The 14474-nt window shown below is 48.5% G+C and carries 23 protein-coding genes and 2 pseudogenes; 16 read left to right on the top strand and 9 right to left on the bottom strand.

All coding sequences use genetic code 11. The features are described from left to right. Together CDA54_RS19780 and CDA54_RS18515 are read left to right on the top strand one after the other, a co-directional pair. Positions 1-222: hypothetical protein (locus CDA54_RS19780; protein WP_218962430.1), on the top strand; the 222-nt coding region annotated here is incomplete at its 5' end. Between the two features lie 3 nt (positions 223-225). Continuing rightward, positions 226-501 carry a hypothetical protein gene (locus CDA54_RS18515; RefSeq protein ID WP_099036534.1) on the top strand — a complete coding sequence of 92 codons (276 nt, stop codon included), beginning with the start codon at positions 226-228 and terminating at the stop codon, positions 499-501. Between the two features lie 43 nt (positions 502-544). Here the strand turns inward: CDA54_RS18515 and CDA54_RS18510 are convergent, their stop codons facing one another. From CDA54_RS18510 to CDA54_RS18495, 4 genes are all read right to left on the bottom strand, one after another. Beyond that, positions 545-838 carry a type II toxin-antitoxin system RelE/ParE family toxin gene (locus CDA54_RS18510; RefSeq protein ID WP_099036533.1) on the bottom strand — a complete coding sequence of 98 codons (294 nt, stop codon included), beginning with the start codon at positions 836-838 and terminating at the stop codon, positions 545-547. After that, complete coding sequence (locus CDA54_RS18505; RefSeq protein ID WP_099036532.1) at positions 838-1077, bottom strand: type II toxin-antitoxin system ParD family antitoxin; 240 nt, start codon at positions 1075-1077, stop codon at positions 838-840. Before CDA54_RS18505 ends, CDA54_RS18510 begins: the two co-directional genes overlap by 1 nt. Positions 1078-1189: 112 nt before the next feature. Next, complete coding sequence (locus CDA54_RS18500) at positions 1190-1480, bottom strand: type II toxin-antitoxin system RelE/ParE family toxin (protein WP_099036531.1); 291 nt, start codon at positions 1478-1480, stop codon at positions 1190-1192. Further along, positions 1473-1694, bottom strand: coding sequence for a TA system antitoxin ParD family protein (locus CDA54_RS18495; protein WP_012518669.1), 222 nt, complete (start codon positions 1692-1694; stop codon positions 1473-1475). The genes CDA54_RS18500 and CDA54_RS18495 overlap by 8 nt, the downstream gene beginning before the upstream one ends. Positions 1695-1853: 159 nt before the next feature. On the opposite strand from CDA54_RS18495, the gene CDA54_RS18490 reads away from it, so the two are divergent. Both CDA54_RS18490 and CDA54_RS18485 read left to right on the top strand, forming a co-directional pair. Continuing rightward, positions 1854-2258: a HigA family addiction module antitoxin gene (locus tag CDA54_RS18490; protein ID WP_229748207.1), complete on the top strand. Its 405-nt coding sequence runs from the start codon at positions 1854-1856 to the stop codon at positions 2256-2258. 197 nt (positions 2259-2455) lie between these two features. After that, positions 2456-2857, top strand: coding sequence for a GFA family protein (locus CDA54_RS18485; RefSeq protein WP_099036530.1), 402 nt, complete (start codon positions 2456-2458; stop codon positions 2855-2857). A 201-nt stretch (positions 2858-3058) separates the two neighbouring features. Here CDA54_RS18485 and CDA54_RS18480 read toward each other — a convergent pair whose 3' ends face one another. Together CDA54_RS18480 and CDA54_RS18475 are read right to left on the bottom strand one after the other, a co-directional pair. Then, a complete protein-coding gene (locus CDA54_RS18480; protein ID WP_099036529.1) occupies positions 3059-3340 on the bottom strand; it encodes a type II toxin-antitoxin system RelE/ParE family toxin in 282 nt (93 codons plus the stop codon). Further along, on the bottom strand, positions 3337-3621 hold the full coding sequence (locus CDA54_RS18475) for a type II toxin-antitoxin system TacA family antitoxin (RefSeq protein ID WP_099036528.1): 285 nt from the start codon (positions 3619-3621) through the stop codon (positions 3337-3339). The genes CDA54_RS18480 and CDA54_RS18475 overlap by 4 nt, the downstream gene beginning before the upstream one ends. Positions 3622-3811: 190 nt before the next feature. On the opposite strand from CDA54_RS18475, the pseudogene CDA54_RS18470 reads away from it, so the two are divergent. The 4 genes and pseudogenes from CDA54_RS18470 to sugE all read left to right on the top strand — a co-directional run. Continuing rightward, positions 3812-4099, top strand: a pseudogene (locus CDA54_RS18470) (M24 family metallopeptidase); the annotation flags it as partial. A 325-nt stretch (positions 4100-4424) separates the two neighbouring features. After that, complete coding sequence (locus CDA54_RS18460; RefSeq protein ID WP_180237277.1) at positions 4425-4967, top strand: TlpA family protein disulfide reductase; 543 nt, start codon at positions 4425-4427, stop codon at positions 4965-4967. A 392-nt stretch (positions 4968-5359) separates the two neighbouring features. Beyond that, positions 5360-6196 carry an alpha/beta hydrolase gene (locus tag CDA54_RS18455; protein ID WP_099036525.1) on the top strand — a complete coding sequence of 279 codons (837 nt, stop codon included), beginning with the start codon at positions 5360-5362 and terminating at the stop codon, positions 6194-6196. A 127-nt stretch (positions 6197-6323) separates the two neighbouring features. Further along, positions 6324-6638, top strand: a complete 315-nt coding sequence (sugE, locus tag CDA54_RS18450) for a quaternary ammonium compound efflux SMR transporter SugE (protein ID WP_099036524.1) — start codon at positions 6324-6326, stop codon at positions 6636-6638. On the opposite strand, the gene CDA54_RS18445 is transcribed toward sugE, so the two are convergent. Genes CDA54_RS18445 through CDA54_RS18435 form a run of 3 tightly spaced genes read right to left on the bottom strand, consistent with a single transcriptional unit; the run spans position 6613 to position 9479 of the window. Continuing rightward, positions 6613-6906, bottom strand: coding sequence for a hypothetical protein (locus CDA54_RS18445; RefSeq protein WP_099036523.1), 294 nt, complete (start codon positions 6904-6906; stop codon positions 6613-6615). The genes sugE and CDA54_RS18445 overlap by 26 nt on opposite strands. Before the next feature lie 57 nt (positions 6907-6963). After that, positions 6964-7764, bottom strand: coding sequence for a hypothetical protein (locus tag CDA54_RS18440; RefSeq protein ID WP_099036522.1), 801 nt, complete (start codon positions 7762-7764; stop codon positions 6964-6966). Further along, positions 7761-9479: a lysozyme family protein gene (locus CDA54_RS18435; RefSeq protein WP_099036521.1), complete on the bottom strand. Its 1719-nt coding sequence runs from the start codon at positions 9477-9479 to the stop codon at positions 7761-7763. The genes CDA54_RS18440 and CDA54_RS18435 overlap by 4 nt, the downstream gene beginning before the upstream one ends. Before the next feature lie 170 nt (positions 9480-9649). On the opposite strand from CDA54_RS18435, the gene CDA54_RS18430 reads away from it, so the two are divergent. The 8 genes and pseudogenes from CDA54_RS18430 to CDA54_RS18395 all read left to right on the top strand — a co-directional run bounded on the left by CDA54_RS18430 (position 9650) and on the right by CDA54_RS18395 (position 14472). Continuing rightward, a complete protein-coding gene (locus CDA54_RS18430) occupies positions 9650-9937 on the top strand; it encodes a sll1863 family stress response protein (RefSeq protein ID WP_099036520.1) in 288 nt (95 codons plus the stop codon). Between the two features lie 77 nt (positions 9938-10014). Then, positions 10015-10656, top strand: coding sequence for a glutathione S-transferase family protein (locus CDA54_RS18425; protein ID WP_099036519.1), 642 nt, complete (start codon positions 10015-10017; stop codon positions 10654-10656). A 134-nt stretch (positions 10657-10790) separates the two neighbouring features. Next, positions 10791-11999 (top strand): winged helix-turn-helix domain-containing protein, encoded by a 1209-nt coding sequence (locus CDA54_RS18420; protein ID WP_099036518.1) that lies wholly within the window; start codon positions 10791-10793, stop codon positions 11997-11999. 124 nt (positions 12000-12123) lie between these two features. Continuing rightward, the gene (locus tag CDA54_RS18415) at positions 12124-12948 is read left to right on the top strand and encodes a DUF6544 family protein (protein WP_099036517.1); all 825 of its coding nucleotides are present in this window, start codon (positions 12124-12126) and stop codon (positions 12946-12948) included. An 89-nt stretch (positions 12949-13037) separates the two neighbouring features. After that, positions 13038-13472, top strand: a complete 435-nt coding sequence (locus CDA54_RS18410; protein ID WP_099036516.1) for a helix-turn-helix domain-containing protein — start codon at positions 13038-13040, stop codon at positions 13470-13472. 61 nt (positions 13473-13533) lie between these two features. Continuing rightward, the gene (locus CDA54_RS18405) at positions 13534-13752 is read left to right on the top strand and encodes a DUF6500 family protein (RefSeq protein WP_099036515.1); all 219 of its coding nucleotides are present in this window, start codon (positions 13534-13536) and stop codon (positions 13750-13752) included. A 109-nt stretch (positions 13753-13861) separates the two neighbouring features. Further along, positions 13862-14083: pseudogene (locus CDA54_RS18400) on the top strand (GNAT family N-acetyltransferase); the annotation flags it as partial. A 2-nt stretch (positions 14084-14085) separates the two neighbouring features. Continuing rightward, positions 14086-14472: a VOC family protein gene (locus CDA54_RS18395; RefSeq protein ID WP_099036513.1), complete on the top strand. Its 387-nt coding sequence runs from the start codon at positions 14086-14088 to the stop codon at positions 14470-14472. Positions 14473-14474 lie beyond the last annotated feature (2 nt).

Below are 14474 nucleotides of genomic sequence, written 5' to 3'. Positions count from 1 at the left end.
CAGGATCAGGCAGAATATGCAGGGCCAAACTTGGTACAGAGTTTAAGGCTCTCAATAAATCATTTGTTACAATCAGTAAGGGCGTTCAACAAATTTCCGAACGAGAAAAAAGTTAACAATCGCAGGCACAGCGACGGCTTTTTCATTGCGGCTACGCCTTCATTACAAAGCCGCGCGTGCTGCGGGCGTTATATTTTCCTCAAACTTAACCATCAAGGATGAATTATGAAACCTTATAAGAATATACAGAGTAGACATTTAGGCTTTTTACTTTTGATCGCCAGGGCTACGGCGATTATTGGTTTGTTGGTATTTATCTTTTCAATTGTAATGTTTTGTTTAACATTTATGGGTAAGAGTATTGGGGCAATGTCACTCGTAACATTTCTTCCGATGTCTATGGGAATCATTTTTTTCTCAGGTTTGCTTGCAGTCTTGGTCGCATGGGAAGAGGGTTATCGTCTTAGAACAGAGCACATGATAAGTAATGCAAAAATATAACAAACTAAATCATCGGAAATCCCCTGTTTGAAGCGTTAGGGGGTTAAAGGTGCTGATCCACATCCATACTGTTGTGGAGAATTCGGATTACAACGATCCTGGATTCCGTGCCGGCTCGGTAAAAGATGATATGACTGCCCTGACTGAATTTTTTGTACCCTGGTTTTATGTCATCCGCATCGCGGCCAATATCAGGTTGGCGAGCAAGCAGCTTGAAAGCATCGTCAATCTGCCTGAGGTATTTATCTCGTTGACGTTTTCCCCATTTTTCGGTGGTGAAACGGCCTATATCGATAACGTCTTTTCGGGCAGCGGCAGTGAGCAGGTATGGACGCATCAGTGAGCTTCGTTGTCCAGTTCTGTAATAACGCTTTCAAGGGAATATTCTGCTATTCCACTCTGCTCGCCTTCATCCAGGAGGCGTCGGAGCCGTTCAAGCTTACTTTCCGTTTCTTCAAGCAGACGCAGTCCGGCACGTACTACCTCACTCGCCGAGCCATAGCGGCCATTTTCAACCTGAGTGGCTATAAACTCGTCAAAGTGGGGGCCGAGCGTAATGCTGGTATTTCTAGCCATGGGGAGACTCCTGTACCAAATATTGGTATATTGTGCCAAAACACCCATAACAAGGCAAGGCAGGCCGACGCGATAAAGCCGCGCGGCTGCTTGAAACGTTATACGCAATTGGTCAGAATAACTTTTTAACATCGCGGTAAAAATTCTCATGAGAACCAAGTGCTATCAATTCGAGTATTACAGTGCCATCCTCGTAGCTGTAACCAAGTAAAGTTAACTGCTTGACCATCTTGAACTTATACACGCGAAGAAATGCTAGGTCGCCTTTTTTCTGCTCTCCTAGAAGAGGATCGTCCATCAGTACCTTTACGGCTTTATCCAAGTCTCTTTTCTGATTCTGATGTAACTTCTTTACTGCTCTCTTAAAATTAGCTGTCTGTAAAACACTGGTAATCTTAGCCAAAATCGTAAGGCTCCAATTTTCCTGCTTCTTTTTCAGCTTTGGAAATGATTGCCTGTTTAACGAATTCGTATGGCAAATCAGGATTATCTTCCATCATTTCACCTATCTTCGCCCAATGCTCAATCTGTTTTGGCATAGTTCGGTTTAGTGCTTTGCCCATAATGGTCGCTTTCTCAACCAGATCTTGGTCTAGCCTTACGCTTGCAGTTGCCATAAGATGTCTCCTAATAGTTTGCCATCACATTGTAGCAATGCGCTACAAATGTGGCAAATTGCGTATAAGAAACGCATTAAGTCGCTCGCAGGCTCGCTGGGACAGTAACACGTGGGCTCTGTCGCTTATGTGGGGCGTTATACATGAGAAGGAACTCTGATGAGCTTGAAAAATCACTTTGAATTGCTAGCCGCCTATAATCAGCGGATGAACTCGAAAGTTTATGAGGCTGCGGGACACCTCTCCGCAACAGATTTGGCGAAAGACCGTGGGGCCTTTTTTGGCTCCATCCTGGGAACTCTGAATCACATTCTCGTTGGTGACACCATCTGGCTCAAACGGTTTGCTACCCATCCGTCCTGCCTGAACTCGTTGCGGGAAGTCGCTGATATTCAAAACCCGACGAGCCTGGAGCCTCTTGGTCTGTCTGTTACAGCAGCTGCTGAAGCGCTCGGGGTCAGTCGAAAAACGTTAAGCGCCGTTCTGAACGGCAAAGCCGGTATTAGTCCGGAAATGGCAATTAGGCTTCTATCGCTTTTAATACCTCATCGGAGAGCTGGCTAACCCAGCAGTCTCAGTATGAGCTTTGGCATGCTGAGCAATACCGTAAAGACCTTAGGGTCAAGAAACTTGTCGCTGCGCAGTAGAGCACATAACCAAGCCATCAAATTCGCTCCCTTTGGTCGCCGGACCTCGTTTCACCCGGCCGTTTATGGAGGCCGTTATGTGCGCACGATCTACAGGCAATAGAGGGAAACTTGATGACCGATTATTCTGGTTCTTGCCTGTGTGGCAATGCGAAATTTGAAGTGCAAGGGAAGTTCGATGGCTTTTACCTGTGTCATTGTCAGCATTGCCAAAAGGATACCGGATCTGCTCATGCGGCAAATCTATTTTCGAGCTCAGCCAAGTTGACCTGGTTGGCGGGCTCAGATTCTGTGACTACCTTCACGCTTCCAGGCACTCGTCACAAGAAAAGTTTTTGTAAGTTCTGCGGTTCCGCATTGCCAATCATTCACGAGGTGGGGCTGCTCGCCGTTCCCGCCGGGTGTTTGGATACGGAAGTCTCTGTATCACCAACAGCTCACATCTTTACATCTAGCAAAGCTGTTTGGGATAAAGGTTTAGGTGATGTGCCAGAATTCGAGGGGCTGCCAGAGTGAGCAGCTGTCACATAATCGGGTAATCGGGGGTCTCTGGCCATCGTCAGGTTTCTCAATCTCAACGCGCCGTGCCGGTTGTGGGCGGCAGCGGCCTGAGCGTAGCTCAGACTTGACCATTTCCCAGTCCCCGGATCTTGCCCATGCCGGGCATACACAAATCAAGCCAGCAGGAAGCGCTAATGCACGCTTCTGCTTGAGGCGTTAGTTGCCCACAGGGAATTTTTGCTTTTGATGTAGAACTCGAAGAATATGAACAGCACCATCTTGAACGAAATATGAAACTATCATTGAGACTTCTGGGATTATTAAAAGTCTTCCTTGTATACCTTCTCTTTCTACTCCCATCAAAGACTGCTGAATCAAATTCTCTACTTTAGACTCAATTATTGCATCCGTTTTCTCTGCTGCTAACGGGTTAAATTCGTATAAAAATTCGAAAATAACCTCACGATCGTCCAATGAGCTTTTTTCCCAAACAATCATTTTTTAGCTTTATTCCGGATTTTCATTTTTCTAGCTTCCATGTCCAAGCTAGCCTTTTCATGACTGACAAACTCACTCTGTCCAGTTTCCAATTTGCTAAACGCTGCATTAACCTGTTCAGTAAGCCACTGATCGTGAGTAATTACTTTGCGTTGCTGTTCAGCAAGTTCTTCAGTAAGCTCTCTACAAGCGTCACTTAAAGTACGCCCTTGGCTTTCAGCCATGAGCTGAGCAAGACGTTTAGTTTCTTCATCAACTCTAAATTGTATGCGAGTATCCATGATAAACCTCATATTTATGTGCACACAAACGTTAGCACAAACTTGTAGTTTACGGCAACTAACAAACGCATAAACTCGCTCGCTAGCTCGCTGGGGGATCCCCTCATAATTCGGGTCTTCCTAGCGAATGAACCAGCCTCGAATATTCTTTTAGCGCCCCCGAGCAATCGTTGCCCGGGGATGAGATAGTTATTCCGTTGTTCGTGAGTACTGTGGTCATGGCATTGGTCGGGAAATGCATGAAGAACCGCAAGTTTTACATTATGGTCAGCGAGGGAAAGGCCTGACCTTGCAGGAAGGTATGGTGTTCACAATAGAACCGATGATTAATCAGGGTAAGGCCAAAGTTAAGTTAAAGAAAGACGGCTGGACCGTTGTCACCAGCGATAAAAAGCTATCCGCTCAGTGGGAGCACACGATTGCAGTGACGTCAGACGGTTATGAGGTGCTTACACTCAGAACAAGCGAGCGTATTTAACCGGCCAGTCCTCAGCGGAGGCTTTCTGGCTGAGGCTGCGCCCGCGATCTGCCTCCTACATACATTTCATCCTGAGGGCTCACCCGGGCATGTCGTTTTGCAGAAGTAAGGGTCGTATTAAAAGGCCATATCAATCCTTTGCGTTTCCCGTCGACATCACTATTTGCCATCTTAGCCATACTGGGTATATTAAGCTTGTCAATAAACTGAATTTTAATCATCAGAAGACCTGTAACAGCGACGTTGCCAGGTTAAAAGGGTGCATAGCTAAACATCACTATGGCTGTACAGATGCTGTATGTGTTATCAGTTTCCGGAGTCTGATTTGAAAAAATTGATAGTCAGTTTGATACTTTTGTTATTGATTGCCACGCTTGTTACAGCCAAATATTTGGGCTTTTTCGCCCCGTCTTTTTCGTCTGTCGCACATAATCCCATTCAAAGAATCGAATTAACTGATCTCAGCGGTACCAGTCACTCGTTTGATGAACTGGAGGGTAATGAAACAGTTATCTATTTTTTTACGTCCTGGTGCGCCCCCTGTTACAAAACATTGGCGACACTACAAGCGCTTTCCCAAAATCACGATCTGAAATTTGTTCTGCTTACCGTAGCCCTGGATGATGATCTGGATGCTATTACCAGGATGCTGGAAAAGACCGCATTTTCAGGGCAGGTCTGGCTCGCCAGCGAGGGCACTATGGCGTTGCAGAAGCGCTACTTTGGCAATGAACGCAGAACCGTGCCTTATGTAATCAGGCTGAGTGATAACACCAACATATCAGAGAGTGCCTATAGTCTGAACGCCGCAGAGTGGAAGTCGATTTTAGTCGATGGCGTTTCTTTTGCCAGAGCAAAAGGTTTGTAACGCTTCAAACAACGATATATCTGTGGCGGACCAAGCGGAACGTGACAAGGGCATGTACGATATGTCACTGAATTGCCTGTAAGCCTCGCATGTACTGACTTGGTAATTCATGCAAAGACAAATACTCACTGGCTAAATATCGTTCAAAACGATAGGATTCTTTGATTAAAAATATAATCAGCTCGAAGGAACGGCAAATAAAATGAACTCCCTACTGGTATCTGCAGGTTTGTTGTCAATTGTTGTTGGTCTGGTTTTAGTCGCACAAAAGTAGTCACCTGTTTTCGAACCGCATTAACGTGCAATGGGCTGTTGCCCGCTGCCATGGGGTCTTGTGGTTAAACAGGTTTTTAAGAAAAAATGTTTACATTCAATTCAGACAGGACGAAACGATGAAAAAAGTAATCTATCTGGCGATTCTGGCCTTAGTGTTGGGTAGCTTGCCTCTTGTGGTTAAGGCTAAACCTGAAGATGTACAGGTCAGCCCCTTTACTATCGGAGAAAAAGTGACCTTTCACTCAGCCATATTAAATGAAAACCGGATGCTGAACGTATACCTCCCAGCCAGCTATGCAGAAAACGCTGACAAAGAGTATCCGGTAATTTATCTGTTGGATGGTTCGGCTGATGAGGATTTTGTGCATCTGGCCGGGCTGGTGCAGTTTGGCTCAATGTCATGGATAAAATTGCTTCCGGAGACCATCGTTGTAGGCATCGCCAATGTTGACAGAAAGCGCGACTTTACTTACCCCTCTGACAATCAGCAAGATATAGAAGAGTTTCCGTCTCACGGCGGGTCGGCAAGCTTTATTAAAGCGATTCGTGAAGAGATTCAGCCACTGGTGGAAGAAAAATATCGCACCAGCGCAGAAAAAACCATCATAGGCCAATCCTTAGGAGGGTTACTGGCCACTGAAATCTTATTAGGAAGCCCGGCATTATTTGATCACTACATTATCATCAGCCCGAGTTTGTGGTGGGATGATGAATCCTTATTGAGCCTAGAGCCGACGCCACTCAACCCGGCCAAATCGGTTTATGTGGGCGTGGGCAAAGAAGGGCCGACAATGGAGCGTGTGGCGAAAGCGCTGTTTGAAAAAATTGAGGGCGCAAAACCAGAGGGCACATCTGTCTACTTCAGCTTTTTTGAACAGCTGGATCATGGTGACACGCTTCACCTTGCGGCCTATGATGCTTTTGATAAAGTGTTTAAGGCTAAAACAAAGTAATAGATGATGCCCCATCCGGGCTCTAACACAGCGTTTCAGAGACGGCTCTGAGTCACGGAGTATCTTATACCAATTGAACCAAATAATTGGTATTAAGGGGACGGCCCCTGGCATGCGAGGAGTCGATATGAACTGGCTGATTCTGTTTTTCGCGGGTTTACTGGAAGTGGTTTGGGCGGTCGGGCTCAAATATACCGACGGTTTTACCAAACCCATTGCCTCTTTTATTACACTGCTGGCCATGATGGGCAGTTTTTATCTGCTTAGCCTGGCCATGCGCTCTCTGCCTCTGGGAACGGCTTATGCTGTTTGGGTGGGCATTGGCACAGTGGGCGCTGCCATTGCCGGTATCGTACTGTTTCAGGAGTCGGTCAGCGTGGTCAAAATGCTCAGCTTACTGTTGGTGGTGTTGGGGATTATCGGGCTGAGATTATCAGCGTGATTGCCTCTTGTTTTTGCTCCTGAGAAGAGAGCCCCGGCTCACTGGGCCAGTTAATATTAGCCACAGAAGCAATCCAGGCTGCACGGAACTCGGTGGCCACCGTCTGGCGTTCTGATTTTCCATAATCAGGCACATCAGGCCCGAACAGCGCTGCATAATTCAGTAAACAAACCAGCAGAACAGTCACCAGAACGAGGTAAAAGCGCTCTGGTAAACTGCGCGAAGACCAGAAACTGAACAGGGATTTAAACACATTTTTTGTTTGCATACGGCTTGCTTAACTGGAAATTGGAAATGGATAAAGGACGGTTGTCGCCAGCTACAGTTAGTCGATACTGTTCGACTTCTTGAAGGCGTTAATGGATGCACTTAACAGCCTGGCCTTGGCTGTCTGCGCGGGCAGCTCTTTCAGTACGGCTTCATAGGCAGCCAGATTGCTTTTGTTCAGAAACGGCTGAATGCCCTGTGCGATAGTTCTTGAGGCATAAAAGCTGCCCGTTCTGAGGTTTTTTATCAGCAGCTCATCAATACTCTGGTTTAACTCAGGATAACGCTGTAACTCGGTTAAGGCCGATTCCATCACCTTAGCGTCATAACTGTCATCCAGCGCGTCCAGCAAAATCTGTGCATTTTCAGTGTGGGGGGATTGCTGTTGCATCATGGCTAAGGCCTGAAACTGTACCCTGCCTAAGGGACTGGTCAGATACTCACTTGTGATAATGGCCAGCTGCTGATCCTCAAACTGATGGCTGGCATATAAGTCCTGCAATGATTCCAGTGCATCAACCAGGCGCCTTTCCTGTTCGAACATGGCGGCCCTGGGGTCGTCCTCAGACGATGCGCACTCGCCGGTCTCCCGGCACGCGCTGGCCTGATTCAGCGCACTGATAAGCGCTTCTCGCTGCTGATAAAACTCAGCAGGCAGGGCGTTTGCCTGCGGTTTTTTCTCAGGGGCAGGCTGTTTATCTTCTAAAGCGGCACCCTCCGCGGGCTGTTGCCCAGGCTTTTCTGGCGTTGCGTGAACGGCAGGCGCTCTGGGTTCGCCAGCGTCCTGTGATGACCAGATTTGACACAGATAAAGTGCGATGGCGCAAACGGCTGCAATAAATAGCAATTTTTTGATCATGACTTCAGCCTTCTTATCAGCAACAGCGCCAGTATCCAGTAACTGACTGAACCACCACCAGAGTCATCAGGACTTGAGGGTGGTGGGGCCGGAGGTGTTGGCGTGTCACTGTCATCCGGGCTGAATGACGTCCAGTCAGACAAAGTGGATGTGGGTAACAGACTACCGCCATAGATATAACCATTCTGGGAATTCAGATTAACTTCATAGTAAATATCGTTATTGTCACCCAGTACCACCGTACCCATCACGTCAAGGGCCGTATCTTTGGTAACCCTGGCAATTTCATCCCCTTGCTCACCGGCCACGTCTTTTAGTGCAATACCATCAGATTTTGTCACGTATATCTCATCACCTTGCATAGCAATCAGACGATCTTCATCGGCTAGCTCCTGATGTTCTGCTAACGACGCCCACTCGCTGAAATCCCACAGACCACCGGCAAAAATATAGCCTTCATTGTCGCCGCTATACTGAATCCGATAGTAGCGGGATTGATCAGCCGGTGTGCCCGCCACAATATCCAGAATCTGATAGACCTTGCCCACTACCGCACCTTCACCGGTATCGGTTCCGGCTGCACTCTGGCGGATATTAATGGCTTTCTCTGCACTGATGCTCTGGCCCACCGCAAAGCTGTTTTCCAGATACTGCATACAGGCATGCTTTTCATACACGGTTTTGGCATAGGCGGTGCTTTGTTCCTCATCCAGTTCGATGGCCCCGGCAACAGAAACCCGATCAAACCTGGCGTTCAGACAAGCCGCATCCTGTTGCTGTGCAACACAATGAAAGGTGTCGTTTTCTAACAAACAGATCTCGCCTGTATTGAGTTGCAGATAATTGTACTGCCAGGGGTATTCGGGGTTTGCCAGAGAGTAAGGCGGTGGGACATATTCCGGCACACAAAATTCGGTACCTTCCATCATACAAGGCACATCCACAGGCGCCGCTTTGTTATTGTCTGCAATATAATTCAGCCAGGATCTGGCTTCATATTTACCCAGAAAACCCTCGTCCTGCCAGGCCGGGTTCTCTTTCCAGCGACAAATCTGGCTTGGTCCGCCGTTATAGGCGGCATAGGCCGCACGGGTTCTGTGTTGCCAGTTTTGTGGGTCAGTAATACAACTGGCCTGCTCCGCGTTTTGCCACTCCGCATAAAATATTTCCAGCGCATAGAGCATATTCTCGAAAATCTGCCAGCCTTTGCCCTCGTTGATTCTGGCGAAATGCCAGCGGTCATCAATTTGCATCATGCCGTGACCATGACCGGAGTCACCCCGCATCATCTTCATTCTTCCATCGATGACTGAGTCGCGATAATGGCTCCAGAAGGTTTCCTGCGTAGCCACAGCCTTTATGGCCTCAATCCAGGCATCAACTTCACCGGCAGATGCATCGGGCTTACGGACCGATAAGTAATACTCAGCGGCATCACGAATCGTCGCATTTAACTCATTCATATAGCGGGCACGCTCTTCACTGACAGGCAGTGAGGTATCGAATACAACGTCCGCAAGATAAGTGCTTACAAAAGCGGGATCACCAAAAGGCTCTATATCGCAGTATGCCGGTGCCGTGCCAAAGGTCCAGCTGGTATTGTCGGTTATTTTGTGAGCACACAGGTAATAAGCCTCGGTATCATTAGGAGCAGCTACCGCACCAAAGCCACCTGCAGCAAGAATGATAAAAAAAACGTATTGAAGCGATCTCAAAGATTTATTCCTTTAAAATCAATCTATAATGAATAAGTTATTCAACAATCTGATGAAAGTCAAACTAATAGTGCGTTTTACTTCATCGATGGTGGCGGCTATAACTACCCTACAAAGCGCAGCCGGCAATCTGTATCATGACACCTCTAACCCAAAAAAGGAGAGCAACGATGAGCGAAAAAGAAGCTTACCAGAAGAAGTTACAGGCACAGCTGGACGAGTGGAATTCAGAAATTGACAAGCTCAGGGCAAAAGCTGATCAAGCCGAGGCTGATGCGCAACTGGAGTATTACCAACAGATTGAAACATTGCGTGAAAAGCAGCAAGAGTCCAGCCGGAAACTGGAAGAACTTAAAGCGGCCAGCGACGATGCCTGGCAAGACATGAAAGCAGGTATCGATAGTGCCTGGGACTCACTTGGCCGTTCGCTGGAGTCGGCAAAATCCAGATTTAAATAGACAGTCTTATCTTTGTGGCCAGCAATTCGCCGGCCCCGGAGCGGCGGGTTCTTCGCTGTATAAAAGGGAGATAACAGATGCCTGAAATAGTCCTCACCACCTTCGACTGGGTGCCCGAGATACCCCGTGGTTACGTACGTGACCTGAGAGTGCGCTGGGCACTTGAAGAAGCCGGCTTGCCTTATTGTGTCGAGAGTGTGTCGTTCCGTGAACGGGATGCCGCACATTTTTCCAGCCAGCCATTCGGGCAGGTGCCGTGGCTGACCGAGGGTGATATCACAATTTTTGAAAGCGGCGCCATGGTGCTTCACGTGGCAGAAAAGAGCGATATTCTGATGCCCTCTGAACCACACGCCAGAAGCGAAGTCATCAAGTGGCTGTTTGCAGCACTCAACTCCGTGGAGGCTGCCAGCCTGCCCTGGTCAATTTTTAAATTCTCTGATGACACAACACAAACCCCAGGGCGGCAGCATCTGGATAACTTTCTCAACACCCGGCTACAACATATGGAACAGGTGTTGGCAGAGCGCGCATGGCTGGCCAATGACTCCTTCTCTGTGGCCGATATACTGATGGCCGATGTACTGCGCCTGGTAGACCGGTTTGATGGACTCAAAGACTATTCCGCCTGCCGTAATTATATTGCTCGTGCTACGGCCCGCCCGGCCTTCGCAAAAGCCTATGCAGATCAGATGGAACACTTTGCTGCCGCAGACTAAAAGCTGGGATTGTTATCGTACAATGCCTGCCACGATACACCGGAAAAACAGCCGCCAGCAGCTGACTTCTGGTAGTAAACGAACCTGTTGGCTACTGGCCAGTCAGGCCGCTGATTTTTTGTAATGCGATGACGATGGTAGAAATTAAACATCCACAACAACTTGCCCGATTACGTCGACTGGCTTTATCCGCACAGGGGTTGTTGCAGGCCCGCCCATACGGGCGTGGGTTGCCCGGAGCACGTAACGCGATCAACCATATCGGCTATGTGCAGATCGATACCATCTCTGTTGTAGAGCGGGCGCACCATCATGTGTTTCATTCCCGGGTTCCCGGATTCAGGCCAGCCATGGTCGATGAAATGTTGGCAGCGAAAGATATTTTTGAGTATTGGTCACACGCAGCAGCCTTTTTACCCATGGCGGATTTTCGCTTCTCGTTGCCTTATAAGCAGGCGATCAAAAGCGGCCAGACCCATTGGTTTAAAAACCCGGATAAAAAGCTTATGCAGCAACTGCTGGCCCGTATCCGCTCAGAAGGCCCGGTTCGATCCCGTGATATAGATAGCAACACCAAAAAACGTGCGGGCTGGTGGGACTGGAAACCCGCCAAAAAGGCACTCGAACAACTGTATATGCAAGGCGACCTGATGGTGAGCGGCCGTGAAGGCTTCCAGAAAACCTATGATGTTACCGAACGGGTCCTTCCATCTCAGGTCAATACAACCGCGCCCTCCATGGAGGAATTTGCAGCCCACCTTCTGGACCAACAGTTGCGCTGTCATGGCGTGGTGTCACTCAAGGGGCTGACCTACCAACGCCGCAGTGCAGAACTTCGCAACGCAATGAAAATACTGGTCAACGAAAGGCTGGCGCAGAGTACACTGCAACAGGTGCGGTTAAACAGCGGCGAAGTATTTGTAGTGGAACAAGATGCGCTGGAGCAACCTCTACCCCGGCTGAACAACCGCCTGCTGATTCTGTCACCCTTTGATAACAGCGTGATACAACGGGACAGGCTCAGGGCGCTTTTTGCATATGACTACCAGATAGAATGTTATCTGCCCGCTTCAAAACGCCGGTACGGTTACTTTTGTCTGCCGCTGCTTTATCGGGGTGCGTTTATCGGGCGAATGGATTGTAAAGCTCATCGAAAGCGCAATGAGTTAGAGATTAAGTCGCTGCATCTGCAACCCCATAGATTTGACGAGGAGGCCGTTGTTGCGGCTTTGGCAGAAGCTATCAAAGCGTTCTGTCATTTTCAGGAATGTGATTCTGTGTCTTTAACAAAAGCCTCCCCGGAATATCTTATCCAACATTTACGCAATATGCTGAGGCCATAAAACGTTACCAGACTTTCCACTTAACCCGGAGCCGGGCACCCCCTTTTACTGGCAACACGCAGTGCATTACTATTAACAGACAAGCTATAAACACATTACATCGACTAGTCACCGGGAAGCGTACATGCTGACGATTGCGGTTCTGCTGATCATATTGTTGGCCATGTTTATCTGGCGGCTGACGGACCATCGCGCTGATTACAACGCCTTTCAGCGGCTTATCGCCGCGCAACCCACTCGGCCAGCACGCTTTAAACCTCAGTTGGTTGCTGATTTACCAGAACCTGCCCGGCGCTTCTTTTTGTACACCATCGAGCCAGACACGCCACTTTACCGGGTTACCAGGGTCAGCATGTCAGGTAAGTTTGGCATGGGAAGCAAAGCCAAACCTGATTACCTGAATATGACAGCGACTCAGGTATTCACGGTGCCCGAGGGTTTTGTCTGGAAAATGCAGGCCCGGAGAGGATGGATGACACTTTCCGGCTCAGACAGCAACAGCTGGACCCGCTTCTGGCTGATGGGGCTGATACCGGTCGCCCGCCTGGGTGGCGATACTGACCATACCCGTTCGGCCTTTGGTCGCTATGTTGCCGAGGCCGTGTTCTGGTCTCCGGCATCCGTACTGCCCGGCCCGGGTATTAGCTGGGAACTGGTAGACAAGGATTGTGCCCGACTAACAGTGATGTATCAGGGGTTATCGCAATCAGTTGATGTCACCGTAGCGAATAACGGCCAACCGACCAAAGTCCGCTTTATGCGCTGGAGCAACGCAAATGCAGATAAAGTTCATCGGCTGCAACCTTTCGGTGGATACCTGTCAGAGTTTCGGGAATTTGGTGGTTTTCACCTGCCAACTCATGTGGAGGCGGGCAACCATTTTGAAACCGACCAGTATTTCCCGTTTTTTGTGGCAGATATCACAGACATTGCATTCCCTAATGAATGATTTGTACGGGCATAAACCGTAAATGACCAAATAATCGAGGGAAAATACGGGCAGCAGCCTAGTAAATCAGGCTAACCGCCAGGCCCGATATGGATATTTCTGAAGTCGCGAAGCGTTCCGGTGTTCCCGCCTCCACACTGCGGTTTTATGAAGAAAAAGGATTAATCCGTTCTCTGGGCAGGCAGGGTATACGCCGGCAGTTTAGCGCCAGTGTGCTGGAACAACTGGCCCTTATCTCACTAGGGCGCTCTGCGGGGTTCTCACTGGATGAGATTAAGCAGATGTCAGGGGGCAAGGGAGAGCCGGAGATTGACCGGCAAATGTTGTCAGACAAGGCAGACGAACTCGATGCTTCTATCCGCAAACTGACCGCCATGCGTGATGGCCTGCGCCATGCGGCGGTGTGCTCAGCACCGAGTCATATGCAATGCCCCACCTTCCGCCGCCTGTTAGGACTGGCAGCTGCGGGGGTGATTGGCAAAGACAGCAAGAGACCGCAAATAAGCCGCAATAAGCCTGTTTAACAGGTGCGCTCTGGTTGGGATTCTGATGTAATGATCGGGTTATTTATTATCATGGATTCACATGCGATCTGAGTTAAGGAAGAAAATTTCAGAAGTCTGCGCCAGAAAGATCGGTGTAAAAGGCGAGTCTGTCGGGTTGTCATTTTATGCCTTTTTTGCCAATAAGAATGATGATCCGGAGCTTCTTATGGAAGCAGCAACCTGGTGGATAAAAACCCACGAACTGAATCATTTCGAGAAAGCAACAAAGATAAAGCAGATGGTCGAGGCCGGGATTTAGCTACGCCAGCAAAAGCCCTTAGCAGGCACAGCGCCGTAACCTGAAATTATTATCACCGGTGCTTTAACAAAAATCAGAGCAGGAAATCATCTTGGAAATACGACTGGATTATCTGCGTCAGGGCATCGCCTCTACCATGCTCAGCCATCTGATGCGGGAGGCTGCAGGCCGGGGCTATAAACGACTCAGCCTGGAGACCGGCTCAATGGCATTTTTTGAACCGGCGAGACAATTATACTCAGCATTCGGTTTTATGCCCTGTGCACCTTTTGCCGACTATTCGGAAGATCCCAATAGCGTATTTATGAGCAAACAACTGGACGATACATAGCAATGAATATCAAACATATTGATCATATAAATATTGCAGCGCCTGAAGCGCTTCTGGATAAGGTTTTACATTTCTATGTCAGCATTCTCGGGCTGAAAGTTGGCAACCGTCCGGATTTCAGTCGTCCGGGATACTGGCTGTATGCGGCGGATAAGCCTGTTGTGCATCTGATAGAAAACGCAGAAAAGCAGCCTTGTGAAAATTCCTGCCTGGATCATTTCGCTTTCAGAGCAACAGGGCTTAACGCTACTAAAGCATGGCTGGAAGCGAATAATGTCAAATATCGTCAGGCAAAAGTAGAAGCGTTACAACAAACTCAGCTGTTTTTAACCGATCCTGCCGGTAATGGCGTGGAATTAAGTTTTTTGGCGGAGCCTGAACAGATTTAGGC

Origin of the sequence: Lacimicrobium alkaliphilum (genome assembly GCF_002591895.1) — a bacterium.
In the GTDB taxonomy this organism is placed as follows: domain Bacteria; phylum Pseudomonadota; class Gammaproteobacteria; order Enterobacterales; family Alteromonadaceae; genus Lacimicrobium; species Lacimicrobium alkaliphilum.
The sequence above is the reverse complement of the archived record's forward strand: the minus strand, read 5'-3'. Positions and strand labels throughout refer to the sequence as shown.

Bases quoted from the DNA above. Each gene is read 5' to 3' on its own strand.
- CDA54_RS18515 (WP_099036534.1), top strand. From the start codon at position 226: ATGAAACCTTATAAGAATATACAGAGTAGACATTTAGGCTTTTTACTT.
- CDA54_RS18510 (WP_099036533.1), bottom strand. From the start codon at position 838: ATGCGTCCATACCTGCTCACTGCCGCTGCCCGAAAAGACGTTATCGAT.
- CDA54_RS18505 (WP_099036532.1), bottom strand. From the start codon at position 1,077: ATGGCTAGAAATACCAGCATTACGCTCGGCCCCCACTTTGACGAGTTT.
- CDA54_RS18495 (WP_012518669.1), bottom strand. From the start codon at position 1,694: ATGGCAACTGCAAGCGTAAGGCTAGACCAAGATCTGGTTGAGAAAGCG.
- CDA54_RS18490 (WP_229748207.1), top strand. From the start codon at position 1,854: ATGAGCTTGAAAAATCACTTTGAATTGCTAGCCGCCTATAATCAGCGG.
- CDA54_RS18485 (WP_099036530.1), top strand. From the start codon at position 2,456: ATGACCGATTATTCTGGTTCTTGCCTGTGTGGCAATGCGAAATTTGAA.
- CDA54_RS18480 (WP_099036529.1), bottom strand. From the start codon at position 3,340: ATGATTGTTTGGGAAAAAAGCTCATTGGACGATCGTGAGGTTATTTTC.
- CDA54_RS18475 (WP_099036528.1), bottom strand. From the start codon at position 3,621: ATGGATACTCGCATACAATTTAGAGTTGATGAAGAAACTAAACGTCTT.
- CDA54_RS18455 (WP_099036525.1), top strand. From the start codon at position 5,360: ATGAAAAAAGTAATCTATCTGGCGATTCTGGCCTTAGTGTTGGGTAGC.
- sugE (WP_099036524.1), top strand. From the start codon at position 6,324: ATGAACTGGCTGATTCTGTTTTTCGCGGGTTTACTGGAAGTGGTTTGG.
- CDA54_RS18445 (WP_099036523.1), bottom strand. From the start codon at position 6,906: ATGCAAACAAAAAATGTGTTTAAATCCCTGTTCAGTTTCTGGTCTTCG.
- CDA54_RS18440 (WP_099036522.1), bottom strand. From the start codon at position 7,764: ATGATCAAAAAATTGCTATTTATTGCAGCCGTTTGCGCCATCGCACTT.
- CDA54_RS18430 (WP_099036520.1), top strand. From the start codon at position 9,650: ATGAGCGAAAAAGAAGCTTACCAGAAGAAGTTACAGGCACAGCTGGAC.
- CDA54_RS18425 (WP_099036519.1), top strand. From the start codon at position 10,015: ATGCCTGAAATAGTCCTCACCACCTTCGACTGGGTGCCCGAGATACCC.
- CDA54_RS18420 (WP_099036518.1), top strand. From the start codon at position 10,791: ATGGTAGAAATTAAACATCCACAACAACTTGCCCGATTACGTCGACTG.
- CDA54_RS18415 (WP_099036517.1), top strand. From the start codon at position 12,124: ATGCTGACGATTGCGGTTCTGCTGATCATATTGTTGGCCATGTTTATC.
- CDA54_RS18410 (WP_099036516.1), top strand. From the start codon at position 13,038: ATGGATATTTCTGAAGTCGCGAAGCGTTCCGGTGTTCCCGCCTCCACA.
- CDA54_RS18405 (WP_099036515.1), top strand. From the start codon at position 13,534: ATGCGATCTGAGTTAAGGAAGAAAATTTCAGAAGTCTGCGCCAGAAAG.
- CDA54_RS18395 (WP_099036513.1), top strand. From the start codon at position 14,086: ATGAATATCAAACATATTGATCATATAAATATTGCAGCGCCTGAAGCG.